Annotated in this window: 13 protein-coding genes and 1 riboswitch; of the genes, 1 reads left to right on the top strand and 12 read right to left on the bottom strand. The window is 65.1% G+C overall.

Annotation, left to right across the window (positions count from 1 at the left end):
- Window positions 1–44 precede the first annotated feature (44 nt).
- The 12 genes from tyrS to AC1A0G_RS00380 form a co-directional block, all read right to left on the bottom strand.
- On the bottom strand, window positions 45–1,367 hold the full coding sequence (gene tyrS, locus AC1A0G_RS00435) for a tyrosine--tRNA ligase (RefSeq protein ID WP_476526686.1): 1,323 nt from the start codon (window positions 1,365–1,367) through the stop codon (window positions 45–47).
- Window positions 1,368–1,457: 90 nt separating this feature from the next.
- A complete protein-coding gene (locus AC1A0G_RS00430) occupies window positions 1,458–2,291 on the bottom strand; it encodes a putative ABC transporter permease (protein WP_476526685.1) in 834 nt (277 codons plus the stop codon).
- Window positions 2,292–2,294: 3 nt separating this feature from the next.
- Window positions 2,295–2,843, bottom strand: a complete 549-nt coding sequence (locus tag AC1A0G_RS00425) for an HD domain-containing protein (RefSeq protein WP_476526830.1) — start codon at window positions 2,841–2,843, stop codon at window positions 2,295–2,297.
- Between the two features lie 346 nt (window positions 2,844–3,189).
- Entirely contained in the window at window positions 3,190–3,333 is a 144-nt protein-coding gene (locus AC1A0G_RS00420; RefSeq protein WP_476526684.1) for a hypothetical protein, read from the bottom strand.
- A 230-nt stretch (window positions 3,334–3,563) separates the two neighbouring features.
- Complete coding sequence (locus tag AC1A0G_RS00415; RefSeq protein ID WP_476526683.1) at window positions 3,564–4,502, bottom strand: RluA family pseudouridine synthase; 939 nt, start codon at window positions 4,500–4,502, stop codon at window positions 3,564–3,566.
- Window positions 4,499–5,131, bottom strand: a complete 633-nt coding sequence (locus tag AC1A0G_RS00410) for a signal peptidase II (RefSeq protein ID WP_476526682.1) — start codon at window positions 5,129–5,131, stop codon at window positions 4,499–4,501. The genes AC1A0G_RS00415 and AC1A0G_RS00410 overlap by 4 nt, the downstream gene beginning before the upstream one ends.
- Before the next feature lie 22 nt (window positions 5,132–5,153).
- Window positions 5,154–6,449 carry a DivIVA domain-containing protein gene (locus AC1A0G_RS00405; protein ID WP_476526681.1) on the bottom strand — a complete coding sequence of 432 codons (1,296 nt, stop codon included), beginning with the start codon at window positions 6,447–6,449 and terminating at the stop codon, window positions 5,154–5,156.
- 201 nt (window positions 6,450–6,650) lie between these two features.
- Window positions 6,651–6,932: a YggT family protein gene (locus AC1A0G_RS00400; RefSeq protein WP_476526680.1), complete on the bottom strand. Its 282-nt coding sequence runs from the start codon at window positions 6,930–6,932 to the stop codon at window positions 6,651–6,653.
- Between the two features lie 101 nt (window positions 6,933–7,033).
- On the bottom strand, window positions 7,034–7,519 hold the full coding sequence (locus AC1A0G_RS00395) for a cell division protein SepF (RefSeq protein ID WP_476526679.1): 486 nt from the start codon (window positions 7,517–7,519) through the stop codon (window positions 7,034–7,036).
- Window positions 7,520–7,563: 44 nt separating this feature from the next.
- The gene (ftsZ, locus tag AC1A0G_RS00390) at window positions 7,564–8,874 is read right to left on the bottom strand and encodes a cell division protein FtsZ (RefSeq protein WP_476526829.1); all 1,311 of its coding nucleotides are present in this window, start codon (window positions 8,872–8,874) and stop codon (window positions 7,564–7,566) included.
- A gap of 167 nt (window positions 8,875–9,041) precedes the next feature.
- A complete protein-coding gene (dusB, locus tag AC1A0G_RS00385; RefSeq protein ID WP_476526827.1) occupies window positions 9,042–10,259 on the bottom strand; it encodes a tRNA dihydrouridine synthase DusB in 1,218 nt (405 codons plus the stop codon).
- Between the two features lie 317 nt (window positions 10,260–10,576).
- Window positions 10,577–12,052 (bottom strand): glycine--tRNA ligase, encoded by a 1,476-nt coding sequence (locus tag AC1A0G_RS00380; RefSeq protein WP_476526678.1) that lies wholly within the window; start codon window positions 12,050–12,052, stop codon window positions 10,577–10,579.
- A gap of 168 nt (window positions 12,053–12,220) precedes the next feature.
- A riboswitch (TPP riboswitch) is annotated at window positions 12,221–12,328 on the top strand.
- Between AC1A0G_RS00380 and thiM the strand changes: the two genes are divergently transcribed.
- Window positions 12,320–13,270 (top strand): hydroxyethylthiazole kinase, encoded by a 951-nt coding sequence (thiM, locus tag AC1A0G_RS00375; RefSeq protein ID WP_476526677.1) that lies wholly within the window; start codon window positions 12,320–12,322, stop codon window positions 13,268–13,270. Its footprint overlaps the riboswitch before it by 9 nt.
- Window positions 13,271–13,337: the final 67 nt, after the last annotated feature.

The following is a 13,337-nucleotide window of genomic DNA, read 5'->3' as shown; positions in this document are numbered from 1 at the left end:
TTGCTGTGTCTTACTGTCTTACTGTGCTCTAAAAAATACCGGAATCAGTGCTTTTCGACCGCACCGAGGGCCTTCTTGCCGCGGCGGATCAGCGCGAAACGGCCGTGCAGGAAGTCGGCGTCGCCCAGCGTCTGCTCCTCGTCCTCCACACGGCTGTTGTTGAGGTAGACGCCGCCGGACTTGACCGCGCGACGCGCCTCGGAAATCGACTTGAACAGCCCGGCCTTCACGCCGGCCTCGATCACGCGGTCGCCGGCCGCCACGGCCGCGAACGACTTGACACCGTCCTCGTCTTCGACCTTCAGACCATCGATCGCGGCCTCCAACGTGCTCTCGTCGATCGTGCCGAGGTCGCCGCCACGGCCGAACAACGCGGCGGACGCGTCGATCGCGGCCTGCGTCGCGGCCTCGCCGTGCACGAAGCTCGTGACCTCCCAAGCCAGCGTCCGCTGCGCCTCGCGGGCGCCCGGATTGGTCTTCGATTCCTCCACCAGACGTTCGATCTCGGCCTTCGGCAGGAACGTGAACGCCTTCAGCAGGCTTTCCATCTCCACGTCGGGGCGGTTGAACCAGAACTGGTAGAACTTGTAGGGGCTCAGCATGGTGCCGTCGAGCCAGACGGCGTTGCCTTCGGACTTGCCGAACTTCTTGCCGTTCGCGTCGGTGATGATCGGGCTGGTGAACACGTTCACCGTGGCGCCGCGCACCTTGCGGATCAGGTCCATGCCGGACGTGAGGTTGCCCCACTGGTCGGAGCCGCCGATCTCGAGCGTGCAGCCGTACTCGTCGAACAGGTGCAGGAAGTCGTTGCCCTGCAGCACCTGATAGCTGAACTCGGTGAACGAAATGCCCTCTTCGGAGTTGAGACGGCGCGCGACCGTGTCCTTGGCGAGCATGGTGCCGAGGCGGAAGTTCTTGCCGACGTCGCGCAGGAAGTCGATGACGGACATCTGCGCGGTCCAGTCGTAGTTCGACACGAAACGCACCGGGTTGGCGCCGCCGGTTTCGAGGATGCCGCCGATCTGGTTCTTGAGACGCTCGGCCCAGCCGGCCACCACGTCCTTCGGGTTGAGCGTGCGCTCGCCGGACTGGCGCGGGTCGCCGATCAGGCCGGTCGCGCCGCCGACCAGCGCGATCGGATGGTGCCCGGCCATCTGCAGGTGGCGCATGTTGATGAGCTGGACGAGGTTGCCGATGTGCAGGGACGCGGCGGTCGGATCGAACCCGCAATAATAGGTGATCGGCTCTCCGTTCAGCGCTGCGGCGAGCTGATCGCGGTCGGTGGACTGCGAAATCAACCCGCGCCATTCCAGTTCATCGAGGACGGAGTCGAATCCGGCCTCCTTGAAATCGATGACGTGAGCCATAACTGTGGTTTCTCCCTATCAAATTGTGGGTTTTATGCGTCTATCAGTCTCGCAGAACGGCTCGACCTGAACCCGGCCCACGTCGAACGGTCACTTGCGGCCGTGGTACAGCTTCTCGAACGTCTCGCGCAGCTGCTGCAGCGTCTCGTTGTTGCGGTCGGTGCGCAGACGCGGGAACGAGGCGATCATACGGCGCTGCTGGCGGTTGAAGATGCCGTCGGCCGTCTCCTTGACCTTGAGCATGAGCTCGGTCGACATCTCACGGCCGGAGTGCAACGGTCCGTTGACCGCGCCGCCGACCAGCTCGCTCACCTTGCCGGATGCATCGCTGACCGCGTCCGCCGCGTCGCCCAGCCGGTCGCGCATCGCATCGCCGTATTTGGCGACGGTCGCGGACAGCTGGTCGAGGCTGTCCTCGAAGTCGACGATGCCGGCCACGGTGATCACCGTGTCGAGTACGGTCAGCACGAACAGCACGAGACACAGCCAGTGGATGACCGGTTCGGGCATCATGTCGGTGATTTCGGCGACGTGCGGCTGGACGCCGTCGACGATCACGACGCCGCCGATGCCGAACACCACCGCGCCGAGCAGGCAGATGCGGCCGTTGAGGTTGAATTTGAAATGCGAATAGTCCCACCATCGCGCGTGGAACAGCTGTTCCATCGCCCATGAGGTCGCGTATTCGAGTACGGACGCGCCGATCGCGGACAGCAGGAACAACGCGACGGGGTTATGGACACGGCCGAGCAATACGACGCCGAGCACCGCGCCGGTGCCGTAGATCGGGCACAGCGGGCCGTTGAGGAAGCCTCGGTTGACGGGGCGGCGTTCCTGCACCGAAACGAGGATCGACTCGTATACCCAGCCGCAGCAGCTGTAGAACAGGAACCACAGGAAGAGTTTCTCCGCGATCAGCAGCATGGTTCAGCTCCTTTGCTCGTCATGTGAGTGTCCGTGAGGCGCGTCGAATGTGCATGTCGCGACGATGGGCTTGGGCGGGCGGCCGAACCGTTTGAGGCTGACCGTCTCGCGGGTGGCGCTGACCTTGTCGGCCATCGTCACCAGATAGCCTTCGAGATAGCTGGGCGGCGTGGGGGTCATCGGGAACATGTGGCAGGCGATGCTGTCGCGTTCGATCGCGTTGAGCCGGAAGTCCCTCATCGCGTTGCGCAGCGCGGTCTTGCCGTGGGTGAAGCCGTGCAGGCGGTGGTCGCCGTTGTCCCAGTCGTGCCAGTCGTACAGGAAGTAGTCGTGCAGCAGCGCGGCGCGGATGAGCGAGCGCAGGTCGACGCGGTTCCACAGGTGCAGCCGGTCGGCGAACCATACGGCGAGACACGCGACGCGCAGCGAATGGGCGAACGTGGTGATGCAGCCGTGCTGGTAGCAGCCGCGTTCGATGTGCATGTGCTCGTGTTCGATGATGTCGTGTCCGTGCTCGTTCACCAATGCCCGTATCTGATTGCGTGTCAGCACCGCCATCTCCCCATGATTCCGTGACGTTTCCCTACAGTTCATGCACGATTGTAGGGTATGTGTTTCACATGCGCGTTCGTTCGCGAGAATGAATTGACGGATGATGGCCGGCGACGGCTGCGGTGAGATCCGAGCGGGACGATGGCGTCCGCGTATCCGGCGTGTTGTGGACAACCGGTTATCCACAACACGCCCGAAACCTTAGGTTGCGTCCACATACCCCGGTTCGGCTTGCGCTGCCCGCATATGGTCCTGGATGATGGTGCGATACCCGCCCACCGAAAGGAGCGACGATGCCCCCGCCATTGAAACCGACCTCATTCGTCAGGATGACGGTGCCGCAACATCAATCGCCTGTGCCGCCGCACGCGCCGCCGCCGCAAGGCTCTCCGGTGATGGCCTCGCCTTCGGTGCCGTCTGCTCCTCCGAACACGCAGCCGCCTTTCGGAACGCCGTCACGCACATCGCCGGCGCGTGTGCTGCGGACCATAGGGGACGTGCTGCTGTGTCTGGGACTGGTCCTTGCTCTGGCCGGATGGGCCGCAATGACCTATCTGGATCGCGGCACCTACAATCCGCTCGACGCGCTGGTGCTGCTGGCCGCATGTCTCCTGATCGCGGGATGCCCGTTGTGTCTGGCGACCGGCGTCGTATTGCAGATCATCGCCGCGGTTATAGTCAGGCGCCAACGTCAGGCGGTCGCAGCCGCACCGCTATCGTCTATGCAGCCGCCGACCGCTCCTCATGCCGTGAGCGCATCAGGTCGAGCGCGTGCGAGAGATCGGCCGGATACTGCGAGGTGACGGTCGTCCATACGCGGGTGCGCGGATGGCGGAATTCGAGTTTCATGGCGTGCAGCCACTGCCGGTCAAGACCGAGTTCGTCGGAGAGTACCGGGTTTGCGCCGTACATCGGATCGCCGACAAGCGGATGCCCGATGGACGAGAAGTGCACGCGGATCTGATGGGTGCGTCCCGTTTCCAGATTGACGGACACGAGCGTCGCCTCGTTGCCGAAGCGCTCCATCACATCCCAGTGGGTGATGGCGGGCTTGCCGGCCGGCGTCACGCAGAATCGGAAGTCAGATACCTTGGCGCGGCCGATCGGTGCGTCGATGGTCGCCTTGTCTTCCTTCAGACCGCCCTGCACCAGCGCATGATAGGTTTTGACGACCTCGTGCTCGGCGAATTGGCGGCGCATCTCGACGTAGGCGAGATCGGATTTGCACACCAGCATCAGGCCGGACGTGCCCACGTCGAGCCTGGAGACGATGCCCTGACGGCCAGCGGCCCCGTAGGAGGTGATGTGTACGCCGCGTTGCAGCAGACTGCCGAGCACCGTCGGACCGGTCCAGCCGACCGAGGCGTGCGCGGCGACGCCGACCGGCTTGTCGACCACGACCACGTCGTCGTCCTCGTAGACGATGGCCATGTCGTCGGCCACCGGTTCGGGCTGCGTCTGCTCCTCGACCAGATCGAATTCGACGGTCTCCCCTGCCAGCAGCGTTCCCGATTTGGCGATGTCGCGGTTGAGCACGCGGGCCTGTCCGCTTTCGATCAGGTCGGCGGCCTTGGCGCGGGAGATGCCGAGCATTTTGGCGACGGCCACGTCGAATCGTTTGCCGACCAGCGCGTCGGGTGCGGGAACAAGGCGGCTCATAGGGTGCCGCCTTTCGACGCATCCCTCCCGTCAGCGCCGGCGGGCGCATCCGATCCGGTGGCTGATGCAGACGCGTCATCGCTCAAGGCCACGTCGGCTCCGTCATCCGCGGCCGAGACCGTGGCCGCCACGGCATCGTCTTCACGGTCGAGCGGCGTTCCCAGCACGATCAGCACGACGATGCCGATACCGGCGACCATCAGCCAGATATCTGCCACATTGCCCACAGACCAGCCGTAGTTGAGGAAGTCCACGACCTTGCCGTTGAGGAATCCGTCAGCATAGGCCACGCGGTCGATCAGGTTGCCGAACGCGCCGGCGAACGCCAACGCGAACATCACCGACCATCGGGTCGACACGGTGCGCACGCCCAACACGATCAGCACGATGCTGGCCGCGATCGCGAGCAGCGAGATCACCCACGTCATCGAAGAGCCAAGCCCGAGCGAGGCGCCGGGGTTATGCACGAGCGTCAACGACAGCAACGGCGGCACGACCGGAATCGTCCGGCCGTCCGCAAGAGCGGTCTGCGCCCAGAACTTGGTGAGCTGGTCGATCACCAGCGCGACGAGCGCCACACATGCAAAGACGGCCACGCGCGTGCGCGGCCGTCCCTGTCGAGTAGTCATATTCGAATACCCGCCCTATGAATCACTGGCCGGACTGCTCGGTCTTGTTGTAGCTGTTCGTATCGGCCACCTGGTTCATCAGACCGGTGAGGAACTCGGTCAGACGGGTACGGTAGGCGCTCTCGAACTGCTTGAGGCCCTGGATGTTGCCCTCGATGACCTTCGACTGCTCGGTGAGGCTGTCGCGCACCTGCTGTGCGTAGTCGTCGGCGGCGGAACGGGTGTTCTTGCTGTACTCGTCGGCCTCGTTGCGCTTCTTCTTGTCGTAGTCGGAAGCGCGGCGCTGGACCTCGGCCTCGTAAGCGTCGCCGTCCTCGTGCTTGTTCTTCAAGTACAGGTCAGCGTCCTGACGGGTCTTGACGGAGTAGCCGTCGGCGTCCGCACGCACGCGATCGGAGTAGGCGTCCGCGTCGGAACGGGTACGCTTGCCGTATTCGTCAGCCTCGGAACGGGTGCGGCTGGAGTAGTCGTTGGCCTTGGTGATCAGCTCGTTGTACTTGGCCTGGCTGGCTTCGGTGATCTCCTTGGCCTGCGCCTTGCCCTTGTCGACGTACTGGTCGTGCAGCTGCATGGCGAGGGTGAGCATCGCGGTGGCGCGCTCCGGCTCGGTGCTCGCGGAGGCCGCGGCGCCGGCGATCTTCTGCAGGCTGCCGGTCTCGGTGCTCGGCTCGACCTTGGAGACCTGTTCGCGCAGCTGGTTCTCGCGCTGCTTGGATTCCTCGAGCTGCTTGGTGAGCTCGCGCACCTGGGCGGCGGCCTGCTGGGCGGCCACGACCTGCTGCTGGGCGGAGGCGAGCTGGCGGGACAGGTCCTCGCTGTTGGCGCGGAAGGTGTCGCGCTCCTTCTGGATGGTGGCGAGCTGCTCGGCCAGCGCGTCGTTGTCGGACGCCTTGGCGGCCTGCGCGGTCAGCTGGTCGATCTGCTTGTTGAGCTGATCGACCTGGCCCTTGAGCTGCTCATTCTGCGCGGTGAGCGCACGGTTGCTTTCCTCGGCCTCACCGAGCTTGGCCTGTGCGACCTTGGCGGCCTGATCGCCCTGCGCGGCGGCGTTGCCGGACTGCGACTTGAGGTCCGCGTTCTCCTTCTGCAGAGTCTGCACCTGTGCGGTCAGATCGGAGATCTTCTTGTTCAGGTTCGCCACGTCCGGGCCGAGCGACTGCGTCGCCGCACCGGCCGCCACGGCCTGCTTGCCGAGCGCCTCGACGGTCTCGGTCACCTGATCCAGAAAATCGTCGACCTCATCGACGTCATAGCCTTCCTTGAATCGAACGGTCTGGAAGGTATGCTCCCTGATGTCCTTCGGAGTCAACAAAGCCATAAATCTTTACACCTCGCTTTGGGGCCATGCCTCGCTGTGTTGGTATCAACTCACGATGCTATCACGGACCCCATGCCAACATGTATGATCCACGCCATTTTGGGCGCATTGTGGGCGTTACCGGCACGGTCCGGCGGCCGGCCGGCACACAGGCACTTCGGGTGGCACGGCGGCCAGCGCACGATGCCCGGCCGGCCCCGCTCAGATCAGGATACGCAGCACGATCAGCGCGAAGTACAGCACGATGAAACTCACGTCGAAGTACACCGCGCCCATCGGAATCGGCTTGATGTAGCGCCGCAGCCATCTCAGCGGCGGCTCGGTCAGCCGGTAGATCACGTCGATCAGCGAATACACCACGCCGGACGGACGCCATCGCGGTGCCAGCACGAACGCCCAGTCGAGGATCATGCGGATGAACAGGATCGCGATGTACACGTCGATGACGCGGTTGACGACATACGAGAGCAGATATAACAGCATGCCCCCAGCCTATCAGGCAGGCTGGGGGCATGCTGAACGCGAACGGCCGTTCGGTGAATCATGACGAATCGCGCGAGCGGCGGGCCGGAACCGTGTACAGGTCAGTCGGAGAACAGGTCGTGCGCCGAGGACGGCGTCTGCGGCTCCTCGACCTTGATGTTGACCTGCGCCGGGCTGAGCAGGAAGACGCGCGGCGTCACGCGCTCGATCGAACCGCGCACGCCGAAGACGACGCCCGCGGAGAAGTCCACGATGCGATACGCGATCGCCTCGGGCACGCCGGTGAGGTTGAGCACTACCGGCACGCCGTCGCGCAGGGCGCGGCCGACCAGCTGCGCGTCGTCATAGGTCTTCGGGTGGATCGTCGTGATGCGCGTCACCCGGCTCTGGAACGGATTCGACTCACGCGAGGACGATGCGCTCGTGGACGTGCTTGACGCGGCCGGCGTGGTCGTGGCCATCGGAGCCACGGTATGATCCGAGTCGAACGAGGCGTCCTCTTCCGGCTCCTCGTCGTACTGGTCGTCGTCTTCGGCCACGTCCGCCATGCCCAAGTAGGTCATCGCGTTCTTCATAAACCCTGCCATGAAAGTTCCTTTCGGTCAGTCTCGACGGTTCGTCTTCAGGCCGTTCAGCGCAGGAAGTCCGGGATGTCGAGATCGCCGGGGTCGTTGGAGGAAACGACCTCGTGTTCCGACGTTTCGTCGAAGGAGCGCGACGGGTTGCCGGCGGCGGCAGCGTAGCTGGACAGCGGCGTGACGGCCGGTGCGGCGGTCTGCTGGACCGGAATCTGCTGGGAGACCGGCTGCTGGACGGGCGCGGGCTGGGCGGCGACAGGCTGAACCGGCGTGACCGGCTGGACCGGAGTCGTGTTGACCGGGGCGGCCGTTGCGGGAGCGGTGTGGACGATCGGCTGGACCGCAGTCGCCGCGGACTTCGTGATGATCGGGGTCGCGGTGGCGGACGCATCGGACTGGCCTTCGGTCGGGCCGAAGCCGGCGGCGATGACGGTGATGCGCACCTCGTCGCCGAACGCGTCGTCGAGCGACTGGCCCCAGATGATCTGGGCCTCGGGGTGGATGGCCTTGCGCACGAGTTCGACCGCGGCCGCGGCCTCCTGGATGCCGAGATCGGTCGGGCCGCAGATGTTGATGAGCGCACCGTGGGCGCCCTCGATGCTCTCCTCGAGCAGCGGGGAGCTGATGGCGATTTCGGCGGCCTGCGTCGCGCGGTCCTCGCCGCGGGCGGAGCCGATGCCGAACAGCGCGGTGCCGGCGCCGCGCAGGATGGTGTTGACGTCGGCGAAATCGACGCGGATGTATGCGTTCGACGCGATCAGATCGGTGATGCCCTGCACGCCGGCCAGCAACGCGCTGTCGGCGGTCTTGAAGGCGTCCACGATGCTGACGTTGCGGTCGGCCAGCGCGAGCAGACGGTCGTTCGGGATGACGATGAGCGCGTCGACTTCCTTGCGCAGGTTCTCGATGCCGAGGTTCGCGGACGCGGAACGGCGCGGGCCTTCGAACGAGAACGGGCGGGTGACGACGGCGATGGTGAGTGCGCCCTGCTGGTGTGCGGCCTTCGCGACGATCGGGCTGGCGCCGGTGCCGGTGCCGCCGCCCTCGCCGCAGGTCACGAACACCATGTCGGCGCCCTTGAGCGACTCCTCGATGTCGGACTGGTGGTCCTGCGCGGCCTTCGCACCCTTCTCCGGGTCGGCGCCCGCGCCGAGGCCACGGCTGGTGTTATCGGTAAGGGAAATCTTCACATCGGCGTCCGAGCGCAGCAAATCCTTCGCGTCGGTATTGACCGCCACGAATTCGACGTTCTGCAGACCTTCGGCGATCATGCGGTTGACTGCATTGCCACCCGCACCACCGACGCCGACGACCTTGATGTTGATCTTGTCGCTAAGCTGCTCGTTCTGGGCGATTTCGCTCACCATTGTCTCCTGTCACTCACACGGTTACGCATAACTGTATCGCAGAACCCCTGATAAATAAGGCACTTTTCTCATCGTGTATCGGCGTTTCGCGCACAGAATACACCATTCTTTCGCAATCCCACACGATACTCGCCGGGGACGTCACCGCAAGGCCGCCGCGAACGTCAGTAGCTCGCGTCCATCGGATCGTCTCCGAACAGCGTCTCGCGCTGTTCGTGGGTCGTCTCGCGCGACTCGAGCCAGCCATACGGCAGATGCACCTTCTTGGCGAACCGCACACGGCCGCGCGGCTTGTCCTTGACCCGCTCGGGGAAGGTCATCGCCGGGTCGAGACGGCCGATCTCGCGGCGCACGTCGTCCAGGCTCTCGCATTCCATGAACGCCTTGCGCGTGGAGCCGCCGACCGGGAAACCCTTGAGATACCACGCGATGTGCTTGCGCAGGTCGTGCACGGCCATGCGCTCGTCGCCGTCGTAGAACTCGGTCAGAAGTTCGGCGTGACGTTCGATAACGTTGCAGACCTCGCCGAGCGTCGGGTTGACGCGGGTGCCGTCGCCCGCGAACGCATGCTTGATGTCGGCGAACAGCCACGGACGGCCCTGGCAGCCGCGCCCGATCGCGACGCCCGCGCAGCCGGTCTCGCGCACCATCTCGAGCGCATCGTCGGCGCCCCAGATGTCGCCGTTGCCGAACACCGGGATGTCGAGCGCCTCGACCAGCTCGCCGATACGGCTCCAATCGGAGTGTCCGCCGTAGTATTCGGCGGTGGTGCGCGCGTGCAGCGTCACGGCAGCGCAGCCCTCCTCCTGCGCGATATGCCCGGCCTCCATGAACGTCTCGTGCTCGTGGTCGATGCCGACGCGGATCTTCGCGGTGACGGGGATGTCCGCCTCGCCGCACACGCGCACGACGCGCTGGATGATCTCGCGGAACAGGTCGGTCTTCCACGGCAGGGCCGAACCGCCGCCGCGACGGGTCACCTTGGGCACCGGACAGCCGAAATTGAGGTCGACATGGTCGGCCATGTGCTCGTCGACGACGATGCGCGCGGCCTGTTCGACGATGGCCGGGTTGACGCCGTACAGCTGCAATGAGCGGATCTTCTCGCTCGGCGCGAACCGGCACAGGCGCAGCGCCTTCGGATTGCGGGCGACCAGAGCGCGGGCGGTGATCATTTCGGCCACGTACAGGCCGTCGGGACCGTATTCCTCGCAGATGACGCGGAACGGCCAGTTGGTGACCCCGGCCATCGGCGAGAGCACGACCGGCGTCGGCACGGTGATCGGGCCGAGCCTGACCGGCGCGATCGTCACCGGTTCGGCCGGCGCGGACGGTTCGGCCGCCGGCTGCGACGATCCATCAGTCGTCGCCGCCGCGGCCATGTCGCCGCGCGGGTCGAGTCGCTCGCGATCATGCGCGGCGATCACGGTTTCGGCATCCTTGACGTTCGTCACGATATGTTGTTCCTGTCCTCTTGGCCCTCATCAGGGTCGTTAGCGGCCATAAGACCACTGTCACCATTCTTTTGCTCCCCCTCGTCAGGGGGAGCTGTCAGCGCAGCTGACTGAGGGGGCGCACACCCCGTTCGCGTCTGACAGCCTGACATAACCGGCTGTCATCCACGGCATGACTGAGGGGGCCATCCACGGCAGACGACCCCCTCAGTCAGCTGTTCACGTACCTGCGGTATCCGCGCGGATCAGTACAGGCCGCCGGCCTCGTTGATCTTCACGGAGTCCGGCCAAGCCTCGCCGCCCATCGCGACCGGCTTTTGCGGCACGTGCGTGCGCTTCTCGCCGATGCGGGCGTCGACGTACTCGGCGACCTTGTCCAGGGCGATGCGCTCCTGGTTCATGGTGTCGCGGTCGCGAATCGTCACGGCCTGGTCATCGAGCGTGTCGAAGTCGACGGTGATGCACAGCGGGGTGCCGATCTCGTCCTCGCGACGGTAGCGGCGGCCGATCGCACCAGCCTCGTCGTAGTCGATCATCCACTCGTGCTGGCGCAGGTCGGACGCGAGGTTCTGCGCGACGGTCTGCAGCTCGGGCTTCTTGCTCAGCGGCAGCACGGCGGCCTTGATCGGGGCCAGACGCGGGTCGAGGCGCAGGACGGTGCGCTTGTCCACGCCGCCTTTGGTGTTCGGGGCCTCGTCCACGTCGTACGCGTCCACAAGGAAGCACATGAGCGAACGGGTCAGGCCGGCGGCCGGCTCGATGACGTACGGCACGTACTTCTCGCCGGTGGCCTGGTTGAAGTAGCTCAGATCCTCGCCGGAGTGCTTGGCGTGCGCGGACAGGTCGAAGTCAGTGCGGTTCGCGATGCCTTCGAGCTCGCCCCAGTCGGAGCCCTGGAAGCCGAACTTGTATTCGATGTCGACGGTGCGCTTCGAGTAGTGGGCGAGCTTGTCCTTCGGATGCTCGTAGTGGCGCAGGTTCTCCGGCTTGACGCCGAGGTCGAGGTACCACTGGGTGCGCGCGTCGATCCAATACTGGTGCCAGTCCTCGTCGGTGCCCGGCTCGACGAAGAACTCCATCTCCATCTGCTCGAACTCGCGGGTGCGGAAGATGAAGTTGCCCGGCGTGATCTCGTTACGGAAGGACTTGCCCATGTTGGCGATGCCGAACGGCGGCTTGGAACGAGACGAGGTCATGACGTTCTTGAAGTCCACGAAGATGCCCTGCGCGGTCTCCGGGCGCAGGTAGTGCAGGCTGTTCTCGTCCTCGACCGGGCCGAGGTGCGTGCGCAGCATCATGTTGAAGTCGCGCGGTTCGGTCCACTTGCCGCGGGTGCCGCAGTCGGGGCACACGATGTCGGCCATGCCGTTCTCCGGCAGCTTGTCGCCGTGCTTCTCGGCGTAGGACTCCTGCAGCTTGTCGGCGCGGTTGCGCTTGTGGCAGTTGAGGCACTCGACCAGCGGGTCGTTGAACACGGCCACGTGGCCGGAGGCGACCCACACCGGGGTCGGCAGGATGATGGACGTATCCACGCCCACCACGTCGCCACGGGTGACGACCATCGAACGCCACCATTCGCGCTTGATGTTGTCCTTCAGCGCGACGCCGAGCGGACCGTAATCCCACGCGGAGCGGGTGCCGCCGTAGATTTCTCCGGCGGGGAACACGAACCCGCGACGCTTCGCGAGGGACACGACTTCATCGAGTTTGGATACAGCCACAATGCACCTTCTGGTTTGAACGGTTTGGGGACTAGTTAGCGTTCCCGAGTCTATAGGCACAGCGTGACAGTGATATAAGGTGCGCCTTAATACCACAGGCGGGCAAGAAACGCCAGAGGAAGGACACGAAAGAACGGGGATATGTCCACGTTGGGGCATAGCGTCGGGAACGTAATGCAGGGGAACCCGGCCGGTATGGCGGGTTGAGAGAGGCGCGAGCCTGACCCTTAGAACCTGTTGGTTAAGACCATCGTAGGGAGCAGCGATATGAGCGATGATTCGCATACCGACACGCAGTCGCATTGTTGCGGTTGCGTCGATCAGTCAGGCACTGATCAGTCCGTCACCGACCGAACTGCCACCGAGCCGACCGATCTGGCCGATCTGCGCGAGCGTATCGCACAGGCCGTGCGTGACGTCAGGGAACACACGCCGTTGGCACAGTCGTTCGCCAATTTCGTGACGATCAATCTCGTCGCGAACGCACAGCTCGCGGCCGGTGGTACCGCGGCGATGAGCTTCCTGCCGGACGACGTGATCGACACCGCGTCGATTTCGGGCGCGGACTACATCAACGTCGGCACGCTGCTGCCGTTCTACAAGGACGCGCTGCCGCAGATCGCCCGCGCGTTCCGCAAATCCGGCCATCCGTGGGTGCTCGACCCGGTCGCGGCCGGCATCGGCAAGACGCGCACGGAGATCCTTCGCTCGTTCCGCGCCGCTCCCCCGACGATCGTGCGCGGCAACGCGTCCGAGATCATCGCACTGGCGACCATGTGGGGACTGGCCTCCCCCGACGAGACGAGCCGGCCGGCCGGCGTGGAGTCGGTGGATGAGGTCGACGCGGCGGTCGAACCGGCGAAGACGCTGGCGGCATTCCTTGCGAAGAGTGCGCCGAACGGTACGGCGGCGGTGGCCGTATCCGGCAAGGTCGATCTCGTGACCGACGGCGAGCGGGTCTACCGTCTGCCGGGCGGCAGCGCGCTGATGGCGAAGATCACCGGCGCCGGCTGCTCGCTGGGCGGCGTGACCGCGACGTATCTGGCGGTCGCCGAACCGCTGACGGCCGCGCTGGCCGCCTCGCTGCTGTTCAACCGCGCCGGCGAGATCGCCGAGGCGCAGTCGGACGGGCCGGGCACGTTCCAGCCGCACTTCCTCGACGCGCTGTGGAACCTCACGCCCGAGCAGGTGGCGGGGTCTGAGATCGTGACGGGATAACGGTTTTCCGGCAGTCAGAAGCAACCTAAGGCCACCCCGTCTACGCTCCCTCAGTCAGCTTCGCTGA

The organism is Bifidobacterium sp. LH_230 (genome assembly GCF_056357555.1).
The sequence above is the reverse complement of the archived record's forward strand: the minus strand, read 5'-3'. Positions and strand labels throughout refer to the sequence as shown.